24 protein-coding genes are annotated in these 26046 nt (G+C 36.8%); 19 read left to right on the top strand and 5 right to left on the bottom strand.

Features of this window, described 5'->3' with window-relative positions; genetic code table 11:
• Positions 1-225: 225 nt before the first annotated feature.
• The 16 genes from IGJ04_RS02945 (at position 226) to IGJ04_RS02870 (ending at position 16860) form a co-directional block, all read left to right on the top strand.
• Positions 226-1263 (top strand): sugar-binding transcriptional regulator, encoded by a 1038-nt coding sequence (locus IGJ04_RS02945; protein ID WP_085443264.1) that lies wholly within the window; start codon positions 226-228, stop codon positions 1261-1263.
• A gap of 39 nt (positions 1264-1302) precedes the next feature.
• Entirely contained in the window at positions 1303-2304 is a 1002-nt protein-coding gene (gene gap / locus IGJ04_RS02940) for a type I glyceraldehyde-3-phosphate dehydrogenase (protein ID WP_002357093.1), read from the top strand.
• A 126-nt stretch (positions 2305-2430) separates the two neighbouring features.
• The gene (locus IGJ04_RS02935) at positions 2431-3624 is read left to right on the top strand and encodes a phosphoglycerate kinase (RefSeq protein WP_002357094.1); all 1194 of its coding nucleotides are present in this window, start codon (positions 2431-2433) and stop codon (positions 3622-3624) included.
• Between the two features lie 48 nt (positions 3625-3672).
• A complete protein-coding gene (gene tpiA / locus IGJ04_RS02930; RefSeq protein ID WP_002362045.1) occupies positions 3673-4428 on the top strand; it encodes a triose-phosphate isomerase in 756 nt (251 codons plus the stop codon).
• 131 nt (positions 4429-4559) lie between these two features.
• Positions 4560-5858 carry a phosphopyruvate hydratase gene (gene eno / locus IGJ04_RS02925; RefSeq protein ID WP_002357098.1) on the top strand — a complete coding sequence of 433 codons (1299 nt, stop codon included), beginning with the start codon at positions 4560-4562 and terminating at the stop codon, positions 5856-5858.
• 354 nt (positions 5859-6212) lie between these two features.
• On the top strand, positions 6213-7037 hold the full coding sequence (locus tag IGJ04_RS02920; RefSeq protein WP_002400675.1) for a toll/interleukin-1 receptor domain-containing protein: 825 nt from the start codon (positions 6213-6215) through the stop codon (positions 7035-7037).
• A 16-nt stretch (positions 7038-7053) separates the two neighbouring features.
• The gene (locus tag IGJ04_RS02915) at positions 7054-8415 is read left to right on the top strand and encodes a deoxyguanosinetriphosphate triphosphohydrolase (protein WP_002371997.1); all 1362 of its coding nucleotides are present in this window, start codon (positions 7054-7056) and stop codon (positions 8413-8415) included.
• Between the two features lie 211 nt (positions 8416-8626).
• Positions 8627-8842 (top strand): hypothetical protein, encoded by a 216-nt coding sequence (locus IGJ04_RS02910; RefSeq protein WP_002357102.1) that lies wholly within the window; start codon positions 8627-8629, stop codon positions 8840-8842.
• A gap of 143 nt (positions 8843-8985) precedes the next feature.
• Entirely contained in the window at positions 8986-11757 is a 2772-nt protein-coding gene (locus IGJ04_RS02905) for a sigma 54-interacting transcriptional regulator (RefSeq protein ID WP_438839884.1), read from the top strand.
• 71 nt (positions 11758-11828) lie between these two features.
• Positions 11829-12248, top strand: coding sequence for a PTS sugar transporter subunit IIA (locus tag IGJ04_RS02900; RefSeq protein ID WP_002389037.1), 420 nt, complete (start codon positions 11829-11831; stop codon positions 12246-12248).
• Between the two features lie 11 nt (positions 12249-12259).
• Entirely contained in the window at positions 12260-12730 is a 471-nt protein-coding gene (locus IGJ04_RS02895) for a PTS sugar transporter subunit IIB (protein ID WP_002357106.1), read from the top strand.
• Between the two features lie 15 nt (positions 12731-12745).
• Positions 12746-13537 (top strand): PTS mannose/fructose/sorbose/N-acetylgalactosamine transporter subunit IIC, encoded by a 792-nt coding sequence (locus IGJ04_RS02890; RefSeq protein ID WP_002357107.1) that lies wholly within the window; start codon positions 12746-12748, stop codon positions 13535-13537.
• Positions 13518-14351 (top strand): PTS system mannose/fructose/sorbose family transporter subunit IID, encoded by an 834-nt coding sequence (locus IGJ04_RS02885; protein WP_002384383.1) that lies wholly within the window; start codon positions 13518-13520, stop codon positions 14349-14351. The genes IGJ04_RS02890 and IGJ04_RS02885 overlap by 20 nt, the downstream gene beginning before the upstream one ends.
• A 10-nt stretch (positions 14352-14361) precedes the next feature.
• The gene (locus IGJ04_RS02880; protein WP_438839883.1) at positions 14362-15438 is read left to right on the top strand and encodes an SIS domain-containing protein; all 1077 of its coding nucleotides are present in this window, start codon (positions 14362-14364) and stop codon (positions 15436-15438) included.
• On the top strand, positions 15432-16436 hold the full coding sequence (locus IGJ04_RS02875; protein WP_002357110.1) for an SIS domain-containing protein: 1005 nt from the start codon (positions 15432-15434) through the stop codon (positions 16434-16436). Before IGJ04_RS02880 ends, IGJ04_RS02875 begins: the two co-directional genes overlap by 7 nt.
• A gap of 73 nt (positions 16437-16509) precedes the next feature.
• Positions 16510-16860, top strand: coding sequence for a DUF2200 domain-containing protein (locus IGJ04_RS02870; RefSeq protein ID WP_002360043.1), 351 nt, complete (start codon positions 16510-16512; stop codon positions 16858-16860).
• 199 nt (positions 16861-17059) lie between these two features.
• On the opposite strand, the gene IGJ04_RS02865 is transcribed toward IGJ04_RS02870, so the two are convergent.
• Both IGJ04_RS02865 and IGJ04_RS02860 read right to left on the bottom strand, forming a co-directional pair.
• Complete coding sequence (locus IGJ04_RS02865) at positions 17060-17419, bottom strand: iron chaperone (protein ID WP_002364154.1); 360 nt, start codon at positions 17417-17419, stop codon at positions 17060-17062.
• 150 nt (positions 17420-17569) lie between these two features.
• A complete protein-coding gene (locus IGJ04_RS02860) occupies positions 17570-17719 on the bottom strand; it encodes a hypothetical protein (RefSeq protein WP_002357118.1) in 150 nt (49 codons plus the stop codon).
• 208 nt (positions 17720-17927) lie between these two features.
• Here IGJ04_RS02860 and IGJ04_RS02855 point away from each other — a divergent pair, with 208 nt between their 5' ends.
• Positions 17928-19763 carry an LTA synthase family protein gene (locus IGJ04_RS02855; protein WP_070416108.1) on the top strand — a complete coding sequence of 612 codons (1836 nt, stop codon included), beginning with the start codon at positions 17928-17930 and terminating at the stop codon, positions 19761-19763.
• 35 nt (positions 19764-19798) lie between these two features.
• On the opposite strand, the gene IGJ04_RS02850 is transcribed toward IGJ04_RS02855, so the two are convergent.
• The 3 genes from IGJ04_RS02850 to yeiL all read right to left on the bottom strand — a co-directional run bounded on the left by IGJ04_RS02850 (position 19799) and on the right by yeiL (position 22222).
• Complete coding sequence (locus IGJ04_RS02850) at positions 19799-20980, bottom strand: multidrug effflux MFS transporter (RefSeq protein ID WP_002365813.1); 1182 nt, start codon at positions 20978-20980, stop codon at positions 19799-19801.
• Positions 20981-21089: 109 nt separating this feature from the next.
• Positions 21090-21485, bottom strand: a complete 396-nt coding sequence (locus IGJ04_RS02845) for a DUF3224 domain-containing protein (RefSeq protein WP_438839882.1) — start codon at positions 21483-21485, stop codon at positions 21090-21092.
• A 71-nt stretch (positions 21486-21556) separates the two neighbouring features.
• Positions 21557-22222, bottom strand: a complete 666-nt coding sequence (gene yeiL, locus IGJ04_RS02840) for a transcriptional regulator YeiL (protein WP_002419935.1) — start codon at positions 22220-22222, stop codon at positions 21557-21559.
• A gap of 88 nt (positions 22223-22310) precedes the next feature.
• Here yeiL and IGJ04_RS02835 point away from each other — a divergent pair, with 88 nt between their 5' ends.
• Both IGJ04_RS02835 and IGJ04_RS02830 read left to right on the top strand, forming a co-directional pair.
• Entirely contained in the window at positions 22311-22961 is a 651-nt protein-coding gene (locus tag IGJ04_RS02835) for a YczE/YyaS/YitT family protein (protein ID WP_438839881.1), read from the top strand.
• A 317-nt stretch (positions 22962-23278) separates the two neighbouring features.
• Positions 23279-25984 (top strand): cation-translocating P-type ATPase, encoded by a 2706-nt coding sequence (locus IGJ04_RS02830; protein ID WP_002419934.1) that lies wholly within the window; start codon positions 23279-23281, stop codon positions 25982-25984.
• Positions 25985-26046 lie beyond the last annotated feature (62 nt).

The raw sequence follows: 26046 nt of genomic DNA, 5'->3' as shown, positions 1-26046 counted from the left end.
GCAAACGAATGCTTTGTTTGGATTTGAAAGAAAACGATGAAAAAAGAATCATTTTTATTGAAAAGACCCAAAAAAACTGGTACACTAAGTGTGTAATTGATAAGTACTTTTAATACTGTTATGAATAAATAGTAGGAAAAACGAACATCAATTCTATTTTTTTAAAGTTCATAGGTCGTTTTCAGTCTTACTTGGACATATTTCGACCCACAAAAGGAGCGCATCATGTTAAAAGAATTTAAAATGATTGAAGCAGTTGCTCCAGATATGCTCGATGTATTACAAGAAAGATTCCAAATTCTTCGCAATATTTATTGGATGCAACCTATTGGACGTAGAAGTTTATCAGAAACGATGGGAATTACAGAGCGAGTCTTGCGTACAGAAACAGATGTTTTGAAGCAGCTCAACCTGATTGAACCTTCAAAAAGCGGAATGACATTAACAGAACGCGGTTTGGAAGTCTACCAAGGCTTAGAATTAGTCATGAATCAATTGCTTGGCATGCACCAAATCGAAAAAGAAATGACACAGTACTTTGGCATTCAACGTTGTATCGTTGTTGCAGGAGATAGTGATATCCAAAAGAAAGTTCTTTCGGACTTTGGAGATGTCTTAACCAATACGCTGAATTTACTCTTACCAAATGGTGAGAATACAATTGCGGTTATGGGTGGGACAACAATGGCCATGGTGGCCGAAAATATGGGATCACTAGAAACTGAAAACCGTCATAATTTGTTTGTTCCAGCCAGAGGAGGGATTGGTGAAGCAGTTTCTGTCCAAGCCAATTCAATTAGTGCTGTAATGGCCAACAAAACGGGTGGTAACTACCGGGCGTTATATGTCCCAGAACAATTGAGTCGTGAAACGTATAATAGTTTATTACAAGAACCCTCGATTCAAGAAGTTCTTACGTTAATTAGTCATGCCAACTGTGTGGTGCACAGTATTGGTCGAGCGTTGCACATGGCGGCACGCCGAAAAATGTCTGATGACGAAATGGTTATGCTCAAACAAAAAAATGCCGTGGCAGAATCGTTCGGTTATTTCTTTGATGAAGAAGGAAAAGTGGTCTATAAAATTCCACGAATTGGTCTTCAATTAAAAAACTTACAAGAAATTCCCTATGTCGTCGCAATTGCGGGCGGCAAAACGAAAGCCAAAGCCATTCGCGCATATATGAAAAATGCACCAAAACAAACGTGGCTCATCACAGATGAAGCTGCTGCAAACGAGATTTTAAAAGGGGTAACCCTTTAAAATAAAAAATTTTTGATTTTCATAAGGAGGAAATCTTTAATGACAGTTAAAGTAGGTATTAATGGATTTGGACGTATCGGACGCTTAGCTTTCCGTCGTATCCAAGATGTAGAAGGAATCGAAGTAGTTGCAATCAACGACTTAACAGATGCTAAAATGTTAGCACACTTGTTAAAATATGACACAACTCAAGGCCGTTTCAACGGTACAGTTGAAGTTCACGAAGGTTCATTCAACGTTAACGGCAAAGAAATCAAAGTTTTAGCTAACCGTAACCCTGAAGAATTACCATGGGGCGAATTAGGCGTAGACATCGTTTTAGAATGTACAGGTTTCTTTACTTCTAAAGAAGCTGCTGAAAAACATTTAACTGCTGGTGCAAAACGTGTAGTTATTTCAGCTCCTGGTGGTAACGATGTACCAACAATCGTTTACAACACAAACCATGAAACATTAACTGGAGAAGAAACTGTAATTTCAGGCGCTTCTTGTACTACAAACTGCTTAGCTCCAATGGCTAAAGCTTTACATGACAACTTTGGTGTTGTTGAAGGTTTAATGACAACTATCCACGCTTACACAGGTGACCAAATGACATTAGACGGACCACATCCTAAAGGCGACTTCCGTCGTGCGCGCGCTGCTGCTGCAAACATCGTACCTAACTCAACTGGTGCTGCTAAAGCAATCGGCTTAGTAATCCCAGAATTGAACGGTAAATTAGATGGCGCTGCTCAACGTGTTCCTGTAGCTACTGGTTCATTAACTGAATTAGTTACTGTATTAGACAAAGAAGTTACTGTTGATGAAGTAAATGCAGTAATGGAAAAAGCTGCTAACGAATCTTATGGTTATAACACAGACGAAATCGTTTCTTCTGATATCGTAGGTATGACTTACGGTTCATTATTCGATGCAACTCAAACAAAAGTTATGACAGTTGGCGACAAACAATTAGTTAAAACTGTTGCTTGGTATGACAACGAAATGTCATACACTGCTCAATTAGTTCGTACTTTAGAATACTTCGCTAACTTATAAGATTCATTCTTATCATTAGTGAAATTTGAACAATTGTGAAATAATAAGCGGGGAAGCAACGCGCTTCTCCGCTTTCTTTTTTTAAAAAAGAAAAATCCTAAAATTGACAATACAGGAGGTCTACTCATGGCTAAAAAGACAATTAAAGATGTAGATTTAAAAGACAAAAAAGTCCTTGTCCGTGTTGACTTTAACGTTCCGTTAAAAGATGGCGTGATCACAAACGATAATCGTATCGTAGCGGCTTTACCAACAATCAAATACGTGATTGAAAATGGCGGAAAAGCAATTCTTTTCTCTCATTTAGGTCGTGTAAAAACAGAAGAAGACAAAGCTGGCAAATCATTAAAACCAGTGGCTGAACGTTTAAGCGAATTACTAGGTCAACCAGTTACTTTTGTTCCAGAAACACGTGGTAAAGAATTAGAAGACGCTGTTAACAATATGAAAGACGGCGACGTTTTAGTATTTGAAAACACTCGTTTTGAAGATGTTGACGGCAAAAAAGAAAGCGGCAATGACGCTGAATTGGGTAAATACTGGGCTTCTTTAGGCGATGTATTTGTCAATGATGCTTTTGGTACTGCACACCGTGCACATGCCTCAAACGTTGGAATTGCTTCAACTGGTATCCCAACAGTTGCTGGTTTCTTAATGGAAAAAGAAATTAAATTCATCGGCGAAGCTGTTGAAAATCCAAAACGTCCATTCGTAGCAATCTTGGGTGGCGCAAAAGTTTCTGACAAAATCGCTGTTATTGAAAACCTAATTGAAAAAGCCGACAAAATTTTAATCGGTGGCGGTATGGCTTACACATTCATGAAAGCACAAGGCTATAGTGTTGGTTTATCTTTACTTGAAGAAGATAAAGTGGACTTAGCGAAAAGCTTAATGGAAAAAGCTGGCGACAAATTAGTTTTACCGGTTGATACAGTTGTCTCTAAAGAGTTCAGCAATGACGCTCCTTTCCACACGGTTCCTTCAACTGAAATCCCAGATGATGAAGAAGGCTTGGATATCGGTGAAAAAACAATTGAATTATTCGCTAACGAATTACAAGGTGCGAAAACAGTTGTTTGGAATGGTCCAATGGGCGTATTTGAAATGAGTAACTTTGCCAAAGGAACAATTGGTGTTTGTGAAGCGATTGCTAATTTAGAAGACGCAACAACAATCATCGGTGGTGGGGACTCTGCTGCTGCAGCAATTCAATTAGGCTACGAAAACAAATTCTCTCACATCTCAACAGGTGGCGGAGCAAGTTTAGAATTATTAGAAGGCAAAACTTTACCAGGTTTAGCTTCTATTAACGATAAATAATCAGTTTAAAAGACAATATTTTTAAAAAAAGAAAAGGATGTGCTTTTCATGCGCAAACCAATTATCGCTGGTAACTGGAAAATGAACAAAACTTTAAGCGAAGCACAAAGCTTTGCAGAAGCAGTAAAAAATGCTGTTCCATCAAACGACGTTGTTGACGCTGTGATTGGATCTCCAGCATTATTCTTAGCTCCTTTAGCTTGGAACCTAAAAGATTCTGAAGTGAAATTAGCTGCACAAAACTGCTACTGGGAAAACGCTGGTGCCTTCACTGGTGAAAACTCACCAGCTGCAATTGCCGATTTAGGTGTAAACTATGTGATTATCGGACACTCTGAACGTCGCGAATATTTCCACGAAACAGATGAAGATATCAATAAAAAAGCCAAAGCAATCTTTGCAAATGGTATGACACCAATCTTCTGTTGTGGTGAAACTTTAGAAACGTATGAAGCTGGTAAAACAGCGGAATGGATCGAAGGTCAAATCACTAACGGCTTAGTTGGTTTATCAAACGAACAAGTTGCTTCAATGGTTATCGCTTACGAACCAATCTGGGCAATCGGAACTGGTAAATCTGCAGATGCTAATATTGCAGATGAAATCTGTGGTGTTGTTCGTTCAACAGTTGAAAAATTATACGGCAAAGAAGTTTCTGAAGCTGTTCGTATTCAATACGGTGGTTCTGTTAAACCAGAAAACATCGCTGAATATATGGCAAAAGAAAACGTTGACGGTGCTTTAGTCGGCGGCGCAAGCTTAGAAGCAGATTCATTCTTAGCTTTATTAGATGCTGTAAAATAAGAAATCACTAACGGTAACGTTTTCTCAATGACTTTTGCAAAAAAATGTTTGCATAGTTTGCGAGAATTAACTACAATCATACATGAGGGAATCCCCTTAGTATAAATACAAACTCAAAGGAGAGACAAAACATGTCAATTATTACTGATATTTACGCACGCGAAGTCTTAGACTCACGCGGTAACCCAACAATCGAAGTAGAAGTTTACACTGAAAGCGGAGCTTTCGGCCGTGGAATGGTTCCTTCAGGAGCTTCAACTGGTGAATACGAAGCAGTTGAATTACGTGATGGCGACAAAGCTCGTTACTTAGGTAAAGGTGTTACTAAAGCTGTAGATAACGTAAACAACATCATTGCTGAAGCAATCATCGGTTACGATGTACGCGATCAAATGGCTATCGATAAAGCAATGATCGATTTAGATGGAACTCCTAACAAAGGTAAATTAGGTGCTAACGCTATTCTTGGTGTGTCTATCGCCGTAGCTCGTGCTGCTGCTGATTACCTAGAAGTGCCTTTATATCATTACTTAGGCGGATTCAATACAAAAGTATTACCAACTCCAATGATGAACATCATCAACGGTGGATCACATGCTGACAACAGTATTGACTTCCAAGAATTCATGATCATGCCTGTAGGTGCGCCTACATTCAAAGAAGCTTTACGTATGGGTGCAGAAGTATTCCACGCATTAGCTTCAATCTTAAAAGGTCGCGGCTTAGCTACTTCAGTAGGTGACGAAGGTGGTTTCGCTCCTAACTTAGGTTCAAACGAAGAAGGTTTCGAAGTAATCATCGAAGCTATCGAAAAAGCTGGCTATGTTCCTGGTAAAGACGTTGTTCTTGCTATGGATGCTGCTTCTTCAGAATTCTACGACAAAGAAAAAGGCGTTTACGTTTTAGCTGACTCAGGCGAAGGCGAAAAAACAACTGAAGAAATGATCGCGTTCTACGAAGAATTAGTTTCTAAATACCCAATCATTTCAATCGAAGACGGCTTAGACGAAAACGACTGGGACGGATTCAAAAAATTAACTGAAGTATTAGGCGACAAAGTTCAATTAGTTGGTGACGATTTATTCGTAACAAACACAACTAAATTAGCTGAAGGTATCGAAAAAGGTATCGCTAACTCAATCCTAATCAAAGTTAACCAAATCGGTACTTTAACTGAAACATTTGAAGCAATCGAAATGGCTAAAGAAGCTGGCTACACTGCAGTTGTATCTCACCGTTCTGGTGAAACAGAAGATTCAACAATCTCTGATATCGCTGTTGCAACAAACGCTGGCCAAATCAAAACTGGTTCATTAAGCCGTACTGACCGTATTGCTAAATACAACCAATTATTACGTATTGAAGATCAATTAGGCGATGTAGCTGAATACAAAGGCTTAAAATCTTTCTACAACTTAAAAAACAAATAATTCATTTAATGAATAACGCTTAAAGGGACAATTGGTTAATGAACCAATTCTCCTTATACTCGGACGTAAAAACACGCCTTTCTGCAAAGAAAGGCGTGTTTTTTTTATATTTATAAAAATATTGAAAAAAATAGATTAGAAATAACTTCAACCGTACATCGCTCTATAATCACTTGTTTAAAAATAACAAAACATTAACAAAACAACATTATATAAAAATTTAATAAAACAAAATAATTGTTATTTTATAATTTTAGTATTGACTGGTTTCAGATAACGCTGTACGCTTAAAGAAATAGTATAGAATTTCACAAAAAAATGAAAATACAAATTTAACTTGGAGGATGTTGAGTAGTGAGCAACGGGAAAAAGATTTTTATTAGTCATAGTTCAAAGGATCAAGAATATGTGGATGCGTTTATCCAATTGTTGAAAAAGTTTGGGTTTCGAACACAGGATATTTTTTATAGTTCCGCTATTGAAACAGGTGTACAGCCAGGAGAATTAATTTTTGACACGATTAAAAGGGAGCTAACTAATCAACCTGTCATGCTGTATTTTTTATCTGATCATTATTATCAGAGTATTCCATGTTTAAACGAAATGGGTGCTTCTTGGATGCTATCAGATAAACACTATCCAATTGCGTTAAATAATTTTTCTATGAAAGATATGAAAGGTGTTATTAGCAGTGAGCGTTTGGCGATTGCGTTTAATGATAAGACAAGTACTAATGAAATAAACTGCTTATTAAAAAAGTTATCTCATGACACAGATGTACAAGCTGAGCCAGATTTTGAACTAAACGTTGAGAAAAATATTCAGCCATTCCAAAATAAACTGACACAACTGATTCGACAAGCAAGTTATTTAAAACCTGATGAAAAGGGATATTTTGAAACGACTCTTAGCACTCATCGTCCTGTGTATGGCACAGCAAAAGGGGTGTATGACTGTTTTAAATTACCTAGCTTAATTGAGCCTAAAAGTTTAGGTTTAGACACGCTATCAGAGGATGAAAGCCATTGGTTATTCTTTTTTCTTACGTGGGGAACTTTTCAAGAAGGCGAAAAAGTGCGGTTTAAATTGAAAAAGGATAAGGCGTATAACAATCGGGAATTCAGTGATATTGGTAAATGTAAAAATATTTACGTCTCTTATTTAGAGAAGGTAGAGTAATTGGAGGAGGTAATAAATGAAAATGAATTGGCGTCAGTTGGTTGGTACATATCGTATTTCTGATAATGGTAAACAATATCAAAATGACTGGTTAAATAAGCAAGTTGATTTAGCCACAGAACTTCGTAAATCTTTTGATAGTGACTATCGTAGAGTAATTAAAAGTGATGCATTTAGACGTTTACAAGACAAAACACAAGTTTTTCCTTTAGAACGTAATGATTTTGTAAGAACGCGTTTAACGCATAGCTTAGAAGTGGCAATGCATAGCAGGGATATACTTAGATTAGTTATTTCACAGTTGAACGAACGAAACATTGAGGTTATGGAATTATCAGAATGCTATCGGTTGTTAGAAACAGCTGCATTAATCCATGATATTGGCAATCCCCCTTTTGGACATTTTGGGGAAGAAGCCATTCGTATTTGGTTTGAAAAAAATGGTCCTTTGTATGCTTGTTGGTCTGATTTTTCGGAGCAACAACAAAATGATTTTCTTAACTTTGAAGGAAACGCTCAAACCATCCGACTTTTAACAAAACTGCATCATGATAATGGGACTTCTAAAGCAGGAATGAAACTAACTGCCACGACATTAGATACAGTTATCAAATATACGGCATCTTCAGATCAATTAAATAAGCAACAGCTTTTGTCTAAAAAAGTTGGCTATTTTTACTCGGAAAAACAAGTGTTTAACGCCATTAAATTTGCGACAGGAACACAAAATAAGCGACACCCATTAGTCTTTTTGCTAGAAGCCTCAGATGATATCGCCTATACTTTTTCAGATATCGAAGATGCCTATAATTATGGTTTATACAGCTATCAAGATTTAAAGCAGTTTGTTGATGGGCAAACAGGAACAAAAAAATTTTTAATGTTAGAAAAAGATAAAACAGAAGAAGCTACCTTACAAGAATTTTTGAGAAAGACACAAAGAGCTGTTTGTCAAAGCGTAGCGAAAAATTTTGCTAATCATTATGACTTAATTATGAGAGGTATCTATCATAATGAAATTATCATTGAAGATTGTGATGAAGTGAAATGCTTTCAGGCATTAAAAAACTTTTCTAGAGCCTATGTTTTTCAAACAAAAACAATTTTGGATCAAGAGGTATTGGGCTTCAATATCATCAATCGTTTACTAGATGAATTTGTTCCAGTCGTACTGAAATATGAAAAAGTTTCCATGAATAAGTATGAGGAGCGAATCTTTAATAATATTTCGGAAAGCGCGAAAGCGTTGTATAGAAGAGAAGCAAAGAACGCTACAGAAGCAGAAAAAGACTATTATCGTTTGAAAATGGCGGTGGACTTTGTATGTAATATGACGGATGGATATGCCAAAAAAGTTTATGATACATTATTCACTTAAAATTTGAGAAAAAGCTTCTCAGCGGTTGCCGCCGCTGAAGAAAACTAGTTCATTGCACAGGCTGATCGTTTCAGTAAAAATTTTAAAGATGCTAGTAATTTCACTGAAAATCGGGTACACTAAAATTAGCTAGTGTAACTAGCAAAAAAGGCAACTGGAATAGATAGGTTGTGCTGTCTATGAAGGGCTTTGTTTGTCAGGTGGTGCTGACATGCAAAGTGCCTTTTTTCTTTTTCTCAACATTTTAAGGACAAAAAACGATTGCAACATGTCACAATCGCTAACCTCGGAGAAAAAGGAATTTTTCTCCAATGGCCATTTCGATAACCTGTTGTGTGTTTCGAAACATTCAGAACGGTGGTGCGTTCTTTCAGTGCCTAATTATCCAATTCGTTTCTTGTTCCTCTATTTACAGTATACTGAATGAAAGCCTATTCTGCAATGATAGAATCAGGTTCCTGTGATTAAATAACATAAAAAATGGGCTCCTTATATAAAGAAAAATAACAAAAGAAATTTTGAATATTGACGTTTTTTTTAGGTACGTTATGATAAATGAGAGGTGATTTTATGTTAAAAATGCAAATTGTTGATTATTTACGCAATCAAACAGCTTTTTTTGAACCATCTTTAGTCAGTGAAATTTTCACAGCAAGCAATATTGCAACGACATTTTCTATCAAACGAAATACAGCTAGTCACTATTTAAATCAGTTAAACGAAGAAGGGATTCTAGTTAAGATCAATACACGACCAGTTTACTTTTTTCATAAAGAAGCGTTTCAACAACAAAACTATCTTTTAAAAAGAACTGTTTATCAAAGTTTCCAAGAAATGATCGATGAACAGCCTGTTTTTGATCGCAAAAGTGATTTTTTTCAGTCGGTCATTGGTTATCGCGGTAGTTTAGCCCAGACCATCGAACAATTAAAAATGGCAGCGCTTTATCCTGGCGGTGGATTGCCTGTCTTAATTACAGGTGAAAGTGGTACGGGTAAAAGTTTTTTAGCATCCTTATATTATCAGTTTTGTCTTTCAAAAGAACTGCTTGACGATTCAGCACCTTTTGTGACAGTTAATTGTGCGCAATATGCCAACAATCCAGAGCTTTTAACTAGTCAATTATTTGGGCATCTTAAAGGCGCTTTTACGGGAGCAGATTCCGATAAAATTGGGGCCTTTCAAAGTGCAGAAGGGGGCGTTTTATTTTTAGATGAAGTTCATCGTTTGAGTCCTGAAGGGCAGGAAAAGTTGTTTACATTTTTAGATCAGGGCATTATTTATCGAATGGGTGAAACCAATCGGCCCATTCCTGTTACGTGTCGGTTGTGCTTTGCCACAACTGAAGAAATTTCTAGCACCTTTTTAACGACATTTTTAAGACGAATTCCTATTCAAATTAAAATCCCAAGTCTTGCTGAACGCACTCAAGCGGAAAGAAAACAATTAATTATGCGAGCATTTTATGAGGAACAGCAAGCTATTCAAAAAGCAGTTACTATCACGCCACAAGTTATCCAACTTTTAGAAAACCACCATTATGTAGGCAATGTAGGTGAATTAAGAAATAATATAAAAATTATTACTGCACGCAGCTTTGCCGCCAATCTTGATAAACGTGTTATTCCAATCACTTTGCACGATCTACCGAAAGAATTTCTGGATCAATCGATCAGACTAGCTCCTGATGAAAATGAATTGCCTATTCGTTTAGATGAGCAAACAAATCTGGTTAGTTTGTTAGAGGAAACAGAGCTTGCGCAAAGAAAAATTATCCAGAGTTATGAACGAATCCTTCGTCTTTATGTCTCTCACCATCATCATCTTTCCACTGCTAATAACGACATCTCGAAAGAAATTGAACGCTTATTCGATGATTTATTATTTGAAAAGAAGCGAGAGAAAAATCACGAAATGTTATTGTTTATTACGCAAAATATCCGTCAATTATTGGAAACGATTGAATCGTCTTATCAAATTCGGTTTAATGGCAGTTTAGTCTATGCATTAAGCACCTATCTGTTTCAACGAAGATGTATTGATTGGTTTCCAGAAAAAGAACCTACAACAGTCATTGACGAACTTTTAACAGAAGTTCAAACTAAATTAGCAACTAGTTATGGCTACGCTGAACAACTGTTAACTTTAGTGAAACGTTCATTAGATATTGAACTATCCCAGATGGATCGAATTATTGTCACCATTTATCTTCACTATTCGGGTTCAGTAAAGGAAAGTCACTATTCGAAAGCGGTGATTGTTGCCCACGGATATGCCACAGCAAGTAGTATTGCGAATGTTGCAAATCGGCTGTTAGATGTGCCAATTTTTCAATCGTTTGACATGCCGTTAGATGTTACTCCCAAAAAAATTTCCGAACACTTAATTCACTATATGGAACGTCAAGAAACGAGGAATGGTTTAGTAATTCTTTTTGATATGGGTTCATTGAAAGAAATTTATCAGTATTTTCCGGCAGAAGAAGAAGGTCCTTTTTTATTAATGAATAATGTGACAACAAGCTTGGCTCTGTCTATAGGAGAAGCCATTAAAGACGAAGTTTCTTTTGAAGAATTGCCCCAAAAAGCGTTAACGGTTCATCCAAATGAATGGGAAATCATATTACCTGAAAATAAAACGGAACGTGTCATTTTAACAACGTGTAGTACCGGAATTGGCACAGCCGTTAAAATTAGAGATTTACTTGGAAAAAGTTTACCTGCGGAAGCACAATTAAAGATTATTCCTTGTGAATATAATCAATTACGTAATGCAGAGTCGATCAAAGAAAGTTTTCCAGAATATGAGATTGTCGGCATCATCGGTACAAACAACCCGTCTTCAAATGACCTCCCGTATATCTCTTTAGAAGAGTTGATTGCAGGAAAAGGAATTACGACCCTTTTAGAATGGACAAAGAGAGAATTAACTAAAGATATGCTGTCCTATGTAAATCATGAGTTGATTCGTAACTTTTCATTAGATCGGGTCATTCAATCAGTGACGATTTTAGATACAGAAAAAATTATTCGACAAGTAGAAGTCTTTTTAATTCAATTAGAAGAGCGGTGGCAACAAACAATTCAAAATGATCGTAAATTAGCGGTATATGTCCATGTCAGTTGTTTAATTGAACGATTAATCCGGAATGAACCTATTGAAAATTATAATGGCGCCGAACAATTAAAGCAGTGTCAAAGAACGGTCTTGCAAGAGTTAAAAGAGGCGTTTAGTGTCATTGAAAAAGTTTATAGTGTCAATATACCTGAATCGGAGCTTTTTTATGTCTATGATGTGTTGTTTGGAAAAACGGAGTTTAACAACGCAGAAAGCGATTTTTAAAATAAAAAGGAGAGAGTGCCACTTTTTTGGCACTCTTTTTGCTATATAAAGAAGTAAGTGAGGTGAAGAAAATGGAACGTAAAATTATTCTGGCAACACATGGTAATTTCGCTGCAGGGATTCAGACATCATTAGCTTTAATTTGTGGTGAAACAAAGAATGTGGAATGTCTTTGCGCTTATATGGAACAACCTTATGATTTAGCCAAGACGGTCAAAGACATTTTAAAGAACAATCAACAAAATGAATTAATTGTGATTACAGACCTATTTGGCGGAAGCGTGAATAACGAATTCTTTAATTATGTGGGGAAACAAGCAATGCATTTAATTTCAGGATTAAATTTAGCAACATTAATTGAAATATATACCCAAATAAATACTGTTGATTCATTAGTTGATTTAGTAAAACGTGCCGTTGAAAACGGACAAGAAAGTCTTTGTTATTGTAATGAGTTATCTAGTAAAGAAATTTTAGAAGAAGAATTTTAGGAGGAAATGAAATGATTAAATTGTTAAGAGTCGATCATCGCTTGTTACATGGTCAAGTGGCTTTTTCATGGACCCAAGGCTTAGGCGCCGATTGTATTTTAATCGCAAATGATGACGTACCTAAAAATGATATTCGAAAAACAACCATTAAGCTAGCTAAGCCAGCAGGAGTAAAACTGGTCATTAAAACGATTGAAGATGCGATTGCCGCACTAAAAAGTGGTGTTACAGAAAAATACAAACTTTTTATTGTAGTTGAGAGTGTAGAAGATGCTTATCGATTGGCTACTGCTTATCCAGAAATAAAAGAAATTAACTTAGGAGGGATGAAAGTAAGGGAAAATACTCGAAACATTTCTAAAGCAATTAATATCACACCGGATGAAGAAAAAATGGTTAAAGAATTGGTCGCAAATGGTTGTGAAGTTGAAATTCGACAAGTCCCAAATGACAAAAAAGTAGCAGCATTAAATGTCTTGTAGAAAGGAGAAATACAAATGATAGGACAAGCGATTCTTTTAGGTTGCATCGCTTTTATTGCGCAGTCGGAATATGCTTTAGGAACCTCGTTGCTTTCAAGACCAATTGTAACCGGTTTATTTGTCGGAATTGTATTAGGTGATGTCAAAACGGGCGTAATCATGGGCGCGACCTTAGAGTTAGCTTTCATCGGTTCTTTTTCAGTGGGCGCATCAATCCCACCTGATGTAGTGACTGGTGGGATTCTTGGTACAGCGTTTGCTATTACTGCTGGCGCAGGAACAGAAACAGCCTTAGTCTTAGGCTTGCCAATCGCAACGTTAACGTTGATTCTTAAAAATATTTATTTGGGTTTGCTCATCCCAATCATGAGTCAAAAAGCTGATCAGTATGCTGAAGAAGGAGCATATAAAGGGGTGGAGCGCATGCATTTACTTGCAGGCTTTGGCTTATCGTTCATGCTAGCGCTCATTGTAACTATTTCATTTGCCGTGGGCAGCAACACCATTAAAGGCTTACTTGATCTGATCCCTGAATTTATTCAACATGGGTTGTCTGTTGCAACTGGGATTATTCCAGCGCTAGGATTTGCGATGCTTGCACGCTTACTGATTAACAAACAAGTGGCGCCATATTTCTTTTTAGGCTTTGTCTTAATGGCTTACTTTAAGTTACCTGTAACAGGAGTAGCAATTTTGGGTGCCATTACAGCAGTAATTGTTGTGAATATCATGAATTATGCCAAAGGAAAGAATGAAACAATACAAACAACAAGTGGGGAGGTAATTGATGATGACGAAGACTTCTAAAACTAAGACAGAAAACTTAATTACAAAAAAAGAACTTAATCAAGTCTTTTGGCGTTCATTCCAAATGGAATTTTCATGGAATTATGAACGTCAGATGAATATGGCTTATGTCTATGCCATGATCCCTATTTTAAAGAAATTATATCCTCAAAAAGAAGAGATGGCGGCAGCTTTAAAACGGCATCTTGCTTTCTTTAATACCACGCCGCATATCGTGACGTTTATTTTAGGAATTAATGCTGCAATGGAAGAAGAAAATGTTCTGGACGAAAATTTTGAAGTTGGAACAATCGATAGTATTAAAACCTCGTTAATGGGACCTTTAGCTGGTTTAGGTGATTCCTTTTTCTGGGGAACCTTACGCTTGATTGCAACAGGTGTTGGAACTTCGTTAGCTTTACAAGGGAATGTGTTAGGGCCAATTCTATTTTTACTCATTTTTAACGTCCCCCATGTGATTGTTCGTTATTTACTGAATCGTTGGGGCTATAAATTAGGAACTGGTTTTCTCAAAAAAATTCAAGCAAATGGCATGATGGAAAGTCTCACATTAGGCGCTTCAATAATTGGCTTGATGGTGGTAGGTGCTATGACCGCCTCCATGATTGATTTAACTATCCCGATTACAATCAGCGGAAGTGGCAAAAATGCAGTCACGGTTCAAAGTATCTTTGACGATATCATGCCTAAATTATTACCGCTTGCATCCTTTGGTTTTGTTTTTTATTTATTGAAAAAAGAAGTAAAACCTTTAGCGATTTTAGGTGGCATGGCAATTGTCGGAATTCTTGGCTCATTAATTGGTCTATTTTAGGAGGCAAAATATGAAAACGATGCTGGATTATATAAATGAGGAGCAAGCAGCCCTAACTCAGATTCTTAACCAATTTCAATTAACTGATACAGACGTTTCAAAGGTCACGCACTGTCTAATTTTAGCAACTGGCTCGTCACATAATGCTTGTCAGGCGGCTAAAGTTTACCTTGAAGAAGTGGCGCCTATTTATGTGGAAATCCAAGAGCCGTTCAATTTTGCTCATTATGGCAAAGTGGATGATCGGTTTGATCTGGTCGTAGCGGTTTCGCAAAGTGGTAAAAGTGCTTCAACAATTGATGCCATTGCAAAAATTAAAAACCAAACGTCTGTAAAAACAGTGGCCTTGACAAGTGATGTCACCAGCCCGATTACGGAGGTTGTGGATGAAGTCCTGGATTTAAAAATGGGGCTTGAAACAGTTGGTTTTGTCACAAAAGGCTATACGGCAACACTTTTAAATTTATTTCTATTTGGTTTGAAACTGGGCTATCAAAAGCATCAATTAACAAAAGTAGAGGTTGAAGAAGAATTAGCAAAACTTGCCAAAGCAATTCAGGAAATCGATTCGGTGATTTATAAAACCGAACAATTTTGGCAAAAAACGAAAAAAGAATTAACAGAGGGGACACGATTTATCGCAATTGGTTATGGGCCCAATATTGGTACGGCGAAAGAGTTTGAGACGAAGTTTACAGAAACAGTTCGCTTACCTTCCCAAGGATTTGAAGTCGAAGCCTATATGCATGGGCCTTATCTTGAAGCGGATACTACACATCTTTTGTTTTTTATTGAGAATCAAAGTCCTATTCAAGCACGTAGCCAAGCCTTGAAAAATTATCTAGCCAATTATGTTGGCCAATGTTACACAATTACAACGGGTTCAACGAGAGCATCAAATACGTTAGGTTTAGCAAGTGATGTCGAAGAAAAAATTAGTCCGTTATTATTAGTTATTCCATTTCAATATTTGGCGTATCAAGTAGCTACAAGTAAAGGAATTGATTTATCTCAACGGATTTTTGATGATTTTGATTGTGTCCTAAAAAGTAAAATAGCAAAGAAAGAGGGAAATCAGCCATGTTAAAATTTAATGAAGAACAACAAATCAAAGACATACGAGGTGCCTTAGCCTTGCGTTCAGATGTTGAAAAAGTTGTTGATCAAGTTTGGACGAAAGGATTTGATGCGGTCTATTATTTAGGAATCGGCGGTACTTATGCTTCAGCCATGCAAGCAGTTACTTATGCGAATGGAAAAAGTAATTTACCAATCTATGTTCAACATGCTGCTGAGTATTACACAACAGGCAATAAACGTTTAACAGAAAAATCATTCGTCATCTTGTCTTCCGTTACTGGGACAACACAAGAAGTGGTGCAAGCCGTTCAAGAAATCAAAAAGGTCGGCGCAACGTTATTTGGTTTTATCGATGCAAAAGACAGTCTTTTAGCAGATTTATGTGATTATGTGGTGACTTATCCAGCTCCAGGAACTGAGCAAATCAAGTTCTTTATGGTAGCTGATCGTTTAATGCAAAAAAACAACGAATTTACAGATTACGAAAATTATTACCAAGAATTGGAAGAATATTTGCCTACAGGTTTAGCTGAAGCCGAAAAAAGTGCCGATGCGTTTGGCTTAGCTTTTGCGGAAAAACATCGTCATGATAGCATTCACTATTTTATTGGCGCAGGGAACCAATGGGGAGCGGTCTATTCTTATGCAATGTGCTATTGGGAAGAGCAAAGTTGGCTTCGCTCAAAATCAATTCATGCAGCAGAGTTCTTACATGGAACGCTAGAAATTGTAGATGAAACTACGCCAGTAACGTTGTTTATTGGAGAAGACGAGCAGCGACCGTTGGCAGAACGAGTAGCAAAATTATTGCCGAAAATCTGTGCCAATTATACAATTATTGATTCGAAAGCGTATGAACTTCCAGGAATTAGTGAAAAATATCGTGGCCGAGTTATTTCATTTCTCCTAATGCATGCGGTAACGCAACGCATTGATGCGCATGTAGAAAAATTGAATTGTCACCCATTAGAGATTCGTCGTTATTATCGTCAATTTGATTACTGAGACAAAATAGCCTCTTTTTCCAGCAATCCTGTGGTAGACTGAAGAGAGAATACTTCAGAAAGTAGGAAAACCAATGACAAAACCGAAAATCTATACAATGACCTTTGCCAGTGTTTACCCGCTATATATCCAAAAAGCAGAACGTAAAAATCGAACGCAAGCGGAGGTTGACGAAATTATTTATTGGTTAACTGGTTATGATGAAAAAGGCTTGCAACAACAATTGGCTCAAAAAGTAACGATGGAAACATTTTTTGAAGAAGCACCCAATTTTAATGAAAATGCCCAATTGATCAAAGGCGTAATTTGTGGCTATCGCGTGGAAGAAATTGAAGATCCTTTAATGCAAAAAATCCGTTACCTAGATAAGTTAATCGACGAGTTGGCCAAGGGAAAAGCGATGGAAAAAATTTTAAGAACATGAAGAGGTCGGGACAGAAGTGTTTAACTCCGAGAACCAAGTAGGTACTGTTTAACATCTATTTGCTTTGCAAATAGTGTTTCTCAGCAATAAGAAGGAATTTCCGAAAATTGTTCTGTAATTTTTGGAGAATTTCGGCTTATTTCCGAAGGAGTTGCTTCTGTTCCCGCCGTTTATCAGTTTTTGAGCGTGGGACAAAAATTCAAAGTGATTTTTGTCCCACGCTCTTCATGTTTTCTTGTACACGGAATTTAACTATTTCCTGTATTAATGAAAGAGGTAACTCTTGCGTGTAGGGAAATTGAATGGCACCTTTCGAGGTTTTAAAAGGGCGTAATTCTTTGCTGAAACGTTGGATGGCTGATGGCGTAGGATAGAAACCTAAATGTTGCTTGGCCGCCGCAAAATGCACTAAATTGCCATTTAAGTAAAAGGTCGGCATTCCATAAGCGATTTTTTCAGTAGTCTCCTGAGGAACAACCGCTAAAATTGCTTGGTAGATTTCTGTTAACTGTGTTTGATGTTGGGGTTGCTGGCGAATATAGTTTGCAATGATGGTCATATAAAAACACCTCCGTTTGTTTCAGTATACTATGTAAAAAATAAAAGGCGAAGAAGATACAAAAAAACCGTCTAGTATTTTTTCTTTACTAAACGGCTTTTAGCTTAAATAACTACCTAAAGGGTCTTGCATGGAAATGTTTGTCACTCCTTAGTTTAATTGTTTTAAGTGTGCAATTGCTTCTTCAATTGTGTGACCAGTTGCTGTTTTACTTTCATTTTTTGCATCAAAAACAATGAAAATATTTTTGTCTGTGTCTAATTGAATACGGTATTGAATGTTTTTTACTTTGTAAGTCATAGTTATTCTCCTTTCATAAAGTACTCTAAAAAGGCGACGATAACTGATAACGAAATTCCATTGTTACTATACCACTGGAAAATTATTTTTGCAACAAATAACATTTTTTCTTTACTATTCCTTAGACTTCTTTGTTAGCTACTTCTTTACATTCTTTTTCAAGAAGCATAAAATAAATACATTACTAGTTTTTGAATAGGAGATCGATGTGAAAAAGAGAGTTGAGAAAATTAAACGATGGCCCTACCGCAATCTTCTGTATGGAATCGGGTTCATCATATTAATTATTTTTAGTAATTTATATCTGCAATGGTGTCAGAATAACTTGTCTGTTGATTTAGCCTTCAAGTTTGCTTTTTCGTGGCATACGGAAAAGTTTTTCTTAGGTTGTTTTGTGCTAAGTGTTTTTTTACTTTTTTTATGTAGTTTGGCAGGTTCATTAGGAGTTGGCGCTCTTTTATATAGTGTCATAATAGGTGTTTTAGGATTTGCGGACTATCAAAAGATGTTTTATCGTGTCGAACCTATTTACCCAGACGACTTAAAAATGATCACAGAAGTTAGTTTATTAAAAGAAATGGTTGGTTTATGGCCGTTTATTTTTGTGGTAGCGTTAGGTTGTGTAGCACTTTTTTTCTTAGGAAAAGCCTTTTATAAAAGTTTCTTTTTATCGAAGAAAAAACAAACGATTCGTGTGTTAAGTCTTGTTCTTTCGATTGGTCTATTTTCATATATTGGTGATTTTAACAATCCGCAAAATTTGTTACGTAAAGCCTATAATAAAACCGCGTTATGGATTCCTTACAGCCAAAAAATGAATTACTACAATACAGGATTTATTGGTGGTTTTCTATATAATTTAAAAGTAGAGGCTATGGACCAACCAAAGGGTTATTCAAAAGAAGCTATTTCAGAAATTACTCAGAAATATCAAAAGTTGGCCGAGGCGAAAACAGTGCCGAGCAATGAGCAACCAAATATTGTGTTTGTCATGAGTGAAAGTTTTTCAAATCCAGATCATCTGAAAGGTTTGTCCATTATTGGTAACCCTTTAGCTGATTATCAGCAAATCGCTGATAAAACTTACAGTGGCCAGATGCTTTCACAAAACTACGGGGGCGGAACTGCGAATATTGAATTTGAAGCCCTAACAAGTTTTTCGATGGAATTAATGAATGCCCAAATGACTACACCTTATACGATGATGATTCCTAAGATGACGGAATTGCCTTCCATTGTTTCATTACTTAAGGAACAAAAGTACCAAACAACGGCTATTCATCCGTACAATACATCTATGTATAAACGAAAAGATGTGTATAAAATTTTAGGTTTTGATCAATTTATCAATGAAAAAACAATGAACTATACGGATAAACTAGAAAATAATCCTTACATTTCAGATCAAGCAGCGTATCAGGAAGTGACGACACTGCTTAAAGAAAAAGAGCAACCGCAATTCATTCATTTAGTTACTATGCAAACACATATGCCCTATGAAAATAAATACACAACGTCCAATTATTTTTCTCAAGGAAACGGCAATCAAGTCGCGCTCAATAATTATTTGCAAGATATTGCCTACAGTAGCGAAGCTTTAAAAAAATTCCTACAAGAAATCGAAAAAATGCCCAAACGCACATTAGTCGTTTTTTGGGGAGATCACTTACCAAGTATTTATGATGAAAACATTCAAGCGTTGAATGAAGGGGCAGCCCTTCACCAGACAGAATTTCTAATGTATGATACGGCGAACCAGTTAACAGAAAAAAATCAGCATCAAGCAACCATTAGTCCATTTTATTTTGCTCCCTCACTTTTCCAACAAAGTGGCTTACCGCAATCTGGATTTTACGCTATGCTAAATGAGGTACAAGAACAATTGCCTGCTTTTGAAAAGGGGAATTACTATCTCGGTGGGGAATGGAAAAAAACAGTAGAAATGAATAAAAAGCAAGAACAACTATATGAGGAATACCGACTGATTCAATATGATATTGTTTCAGGGAAGCAATATAGTTTAGAAAATCAATTTTTTAGCTAAAAAAAACACACGAAATATTCGTGTGTTTTTGATTTTTATTTTAAAGTTTTACGATAAACAATGACATAATAGCTGAAAGCTAACAGACAAGCAAAACTTAAAAAGTAAAGCGGTAAGACCCAAATGGTACCATTGTGAAAGTAACTAATCAAATAGGTAAAGAAACTAACAAACAAGTAATAGACAAAACTAAAAATCCCACTGGCAGTACCAATTACAGATTCATAGCCTTTTAAGGCCATACTTAAGGCATTGGGCAAAGTAATATTAATCCCTAAGAAAAAGAGGAAAATAAACAAAATAAGACCAATGATTGTTTCAAATTGTGTCATTATTAATAAACAGCAAGCCGCAAAGATACTTAGCAGCAAACCAGCAAAGGCAATTTTTTCCGCTGACCAATATCCCAGCAACCAATTGATAAGAACCGCAGCAAGAATACTAGACACAGCTAAAACTAAACCAAGAAAGCCATATTGGACACTGCTAAAGCCAAAGTGATTGATGAAAATAAACGGAGCTTCTGCATAGTAGCTAAACAATAAACCATTAATGCCACCAATCAATAAGCCGTAGCACCAAACTTTCGAGTCGAAGGAAAGGCGTTTCGCCACGGACCAAAAAGGCGCTTTCGTTAAGGTATTTCCTAAGTGAAAGGTTTCTGGTAAACGATAAAAACTATAGAAAAGTAATAGAACAGCCATGACAATTAAGGTGCTAAAGACATGCTGATAGCCAAAATAGGTTTGAACAAGTCCGCCGACTAAGGGTCCGATGGCAGGAGATAGCGATAGGGCAGCGCTTGTTTGAGCAAAAATTTTCCCTCTTTGAAGATCGTTAAAGCTTTCCCGCATCATTGATTGGGTAATGACAGAACCAACGCTTGCACCAAATGCTTGAATTAAACGGAAGAATAACAGCCAAGGAAATGTCGGACTCAAAAAAAGGCCAATATTTCCAATTAAATAGCATAAAATTCCTAATAACATAGCTGGGCGACGTCCAATCGTATCGGATAAAATTCCCCAGAATAAAACGCCAACGGCAAAGGCAACAAAATAAATACTCATGGTTAATTGTGCTACGCTATCGTGAATGTTAAAAGCAGAACTAAGCGCTGGCAAAATGGGTGTGAAAATCGACTCGCTGATTTGTGGAAATCCCACAAGCAAAATAATAATTAGTAATGATGGGACGGTGTTTCGGGTGTTTTTCATGATTTTTCTCCTTAAAAGTTTAATCTAATCAAAAACACCCATTGTCTTTTACAACCGCCAAATTTAAAATAAGTAAAATAATGTCACCAACTTTCCTTGAAATTTTTTATTATACAAAGTCTAAATGAAGAAGCGCTTCTTCTTGACTAAATTCATAAGTGTAGTGACCGGATAAACCGGCAAGCTCACCTGATGCTTGAAATAGTTCACCTGGGCAGTCTAAAAGACCCTGTGTAAACGTCCCTTTTTCGCAAGCAGTAAAGGTGCCTTTTTTTCCTAAATAAGTTCCTTCGAAATGTAGGAAACCGACCACTTGAGCCATAGCTTCAAGCCCATCTGCCATTGAAGAGCCTTGATAAGTCATTAAGTATTCCACAGAAGCTGTCCCAGATAAGGCGCCTGACAATTGATAAGTAGCGCTCGCTTGATTCACTGGGAAATTTTCATTAAGATTGTCAATCGGTTGTTCTTGCCAACTAGATACAGTAAATGATGCTTGCTCCATTGCTGTCCCTTCTTTCTTATTAATAAGAATAGGGTAGCGGGAAGCGCATTATTTGTCAACAATCCACCACTTTAACTCTTCATTTTTTTTACAAAAGAATGTAACGCTAAGCGGTTGATGTGATAAGCAGTTCCTTGTTTTTGAATAAAGCCGCGCTCTCGAAATTGTTTGAAGGTATAAATAAGATGGCGATAACTAACCCCTAAGTATTCGGCAATCTCAGTATGTTTTTCTTTATAAACATCTTCGTGATTAGCGGCAACCAATAGCAATTCCGCTAGCCGATAACTTAGTTCATAGGTCTGATTCGTTGTAAAGTGGTCCACCCGTTGGAGCATTTTTTTCCCTAGATAATGGCTGAGTTGCTGCATAAAAAGTACCTTGTTTTTTAAAACAGTTTCTGCGTAAGCTAAAGGTACAGCCAAACAACAGGTTTCACCTAAGGCGATAACGTCCTTGGTTATCGTTTCCGCTTGGACTAATGTTAAATCGCCAATTAAATCACCTGTCGTTAAAAACTGAACAATGGATTGGCGGCCATTGCGTTCTGTTTTTAAAATTTTCGCTTTTCCTTTGATTAAATAAAAAAGATAATTTAATGGCTCTGCTTGGTGATGAATGAATTCTTGATTTTCAAAATCGATAATAAAACTGTGTTTTAAATCAGTTTCATTAAAAAAAGGCGTATTTTTAGCTAATTCTTGTTTCGGTGATCGTTGGTAGGCTGTTTTAAGCATTTTTTCTCCTTATAATAGGAGATATCTCCTATTTGTTTCTTCTATTGTAGCACATAATAGACGTATCAAGAGTAGAGGAGTTTTTATAATGTGGAAGAAAAAAATTGTGCTATCGTTTCTTTTTTATTTAATTAGTGCATTGGGCATCAGTTTGACAATTCAAGCAGGCATTGGAGTTAGTAGTTTTAATGCATTTAATGTGACCTTCGCAACACTTACTCATTTAAAAGTCGGAACTGTTACCACAGCTATCAATTTCGCTTTTTTAGGCACGTGTTGGTTGTTAGATCAGCAGCGTAAAATTCAGGACTATTTGATTATTTTGATGGCATTAATTGGCTTTGGTTTTGTCATTAATTTTTTCTTATATCAATTATTTGGTTCGCTTGTTTTTCAAAATTATTTGGTTAAAATTGTTCTATTTATTTTAGGGACAATCATAGCAGGAATTGGGACAGGACAGGTAGTTGCGCTAGGTGTTTTGCAATTTCCCATTGAAAAATTTTGTACACTTATTTCTGAAAGAACGCGCTATAGTTTTCAGTTTTATCGTTATTTAGTTGATATTTTTTGTGTCGGTTTAGCACTAGGATTGTCCATTAGTTATCATTTGCCGATTTTTGTTCGTGAAGGAACCGTGATTAGTCTTTTCTTACTTTCTTGGGTTATTAGTTGGTCGAGAAAGCGGGGACAACAGCGTATTTTACGAATACAAATCAAGAAACTGGAATCCGAATGAAAGGATTTCAGTTTTTTTCAAATGAGCAGAACTTTTATTTGAAAAAAAGAGTGGAAAACGGTATACTAATTAAGTAATTATTCATAACATTGGTTCTCCAATCAATGTTAAATAGTTTTTTCATGAGGGAGTAACTGACAGTATTTATGCTGTGACAACATCACCAACTCCGAAAGCAATTTCTGGTGTTGTCTTAAACGGTGAGACTTATGTATGTTCGACGAAGTAGCATACACAAGTCTATTTTTTTTCATTTATTTTTGATGAAATGTAAAATAGTACTTGGAGGATGCTGCAAAAAATAGAGGAGGAAGAACATGTCAGAAGAAAAGAAAACACAATTGTCTGAAGCGTTTTACGCACAAGACGACACAGTTGTTTTGGAGAAAATGAACACAACAACTGATGGATTAAGTGCACAGGAGGCTCAAAAGCGTTTAGAAACGTACGGGGAAAATGTGCTAGATGAAGGGAAGAAAAAATCACTTGCCGTGAAATTCTTTGAGCAATTCAAAGATTTTATGATTATTGTTTTATTAGCGGCAGCGGTCATTTCAGCCGTCTTTTCCCATGATGTGGTAGACTCGATTATCATCTTAGTGGTTGTTATCTTGAACGCCATCTTTGGGGTCATTCAAGAAGCCAAAGCGGAACAAGCCATTGAAGCATTAAAAGAAATGTCTTCACCAAATGCGAATGTTCGCCGTGATGGACACGTCATTACTGTTAAAAGTGATGAATTAGTACCAGGCGACATTGTTTTATTAGAAGCAGGGGATGTCGTTCCAGCTGATTTACGTTTATTGGAAGCGAATAGCTTAAAAATTGAAGAAGCAGCGTTAACCGGTGAATCTGTTCCAGTTGAAAAAGAAGTAACCATCTTAGAGGGAACCGATATTGGTATCGGTGACCGGATCAATATGGCTTATTCCAATAGTAATGTGACGTATGGACGTGGTCTTGGCGTTGTGGTTGGCACAGGGATGAATACAGAAGTCGGTAAAATTGCTGGCATGCTAGCAAGCGAACAAGAAACGGAAACGCCTTTAAAACAAAACTTAAACCAATTGGGTAAAATGTTAACAATTGCCATTTTAGTCATTGCAGCGGTGATGTTTGTGGTAGGAATGATGAATGGTCGTTCATGGATTGACATGTTATTAACGTCAATTTCGTTAGCTGTAGCGGCAATTCCAGAAGGATTACCAGCGATTGTCACGATTATTTTGGCTTTAGGGACTCAAAAAATGGCCAAGAAAAATGCGATTGTCCGTAAGTTACCAGCCGTTGAAACATTAGGAAGTACAGATATTATCTGTTCAGATAAAACAGGTACGTTAACCTTAAATCAAATGACCGTTGAAGCGTTGTATACAGATGGTCAAGTTTTATCTGCTTCCACAGAAATTCCTGCTGATAATATGGCTTTAAAAATCATGAACTTTACGAATGATACAAAAATCGCTCAAGATGGTTCATTAATTGGTGACCCAACAGAAACTGCCTTAGTACAATTTGGTTTAGATCATGCGTTTAACGTAACCGAAAAAGTAGCAGCTGAACCTCGTGTGGCAGAGATTCCTTTTGACTCTGATCGTAAATTAATGACTACTGTTCATGAATTAAAAACAGGTGGCTTCCTAGTTTCTGTCAAAGGTGCACCAGATGAATTATTGAAACGTTGTACGGAAATCTTATCAAATGGAGAAACAAGTCCATTAGATGAAACAAAACGTCAAGAAATTTTAAAAACCAACACTTCATTAGCGAAACAAGCCTTACGTGTTTTAGGAATGGCTTATAAATATGTTGAGACGATTCCAGCCGAAATGAGTTCTGAACTTGTGGAAAAAGATTTAACATTTGCTGGTTTAGTCGGTATGATTGACCCAGAAAGAAAAGAAGCTGCAGATGCTGTAAAAGTCGCGAAAGAAGCGGGTATTCGTCCAATTATGATTACGGGTGACCACCGTGATACAGCAGAAGCAATTGCGGCACGTTTAGGCATCATCAAAGAAGGCGACGACGATGCAGTCATTACAGGCGCTGAATTAAATGAATTGTCAGATGAAAAATTCGCACAAGTCGTGGGACGCTACTCTGTCTATGCTCGTGTTTCACCAGAACACAAGGTTCGGATTGTTAAAGCGTGGCAACAAGAAGGAAAAGTGGTTGCGATGACTGGTGATGGCGTAAATGATGCCCCAGCCTTAAAAGCTGCTGACATCGGGATTGGTATGGGAATTACCGGAACAGAAGTATCAAAAGGTGCTTCAGATATGGTACTTGCCGATGATAACTTTTCAACAATTATTGTAGCGGTAGAAGAAGGACGTAAAGTCTTCTCAAATATCCAAAAAACGATTCAATATTTACTTTCAGCTAACTTAGGGGAAGTATTAACCTTGTTTATTGCAACAATGCTCAATTGGGATACCTTGTTACCTGTTCACTTATTGTGGATTAACTTAGTAACGGATACTTTCCCAGCGATTGCGTTAGGTGTGGAACCAGCAGAACGTGATGTGATGAGCCATGAACCTCGTGGTAAAAAATCGAACTTCTTCTCTGGCGGCGTTTTAAGCAGTGTTGTTTATCAAGGGATTACGCAAGGGGCATTGACTTTGATTGTGTATAAAATGTCAATTATGTTCCCAGCACATACCGCGGCTAACACAAACTTATCGGCGCAAGCGTTGTATGATTTACAACACGGCGATGCTTTAACCATGGCCTTCGCTACTTTGGGATTAATTCAATTGTTCCATGCCTTTAATGTGAAGTCGATTTATCAATCAATTTTCAAAGTTGGCTTATTCCGCAACAAATCATTTAACTATGGGATTCTTGTTTCGTTCTTGCTATTAGCTGCAACGATTGTTATTCCAGGATTTAATGATTTATTCAGCGTCACACATTTAGATGCATATCAATGGGCAATTGTAGCAGGTACTTCTTTTGCTATCATCCCAATTGTGGAAATTGTGAAGTTCTTCCAACGTAAAGCAGGTAAAGGTGCTTAATAAATAAGTAAAGAAAATTGGCTGGTACTTAAACCAGTCAATTTTTCTTTATGTAAGGAGTG

The organism is Enterococcus sp. AZ050 (assembly GCF_051715085.1).
Classification (GTDB): Bacteria; Bacillota; Bacilli; order Lactobacillales; family Enterococcaceae; genus Enterococcus; species Enterococcus faecalis.
Note: the sequence above shows the minus strand (reverse complement) of the source record. Positions and strands in the feature narration are given on the sequence as shown.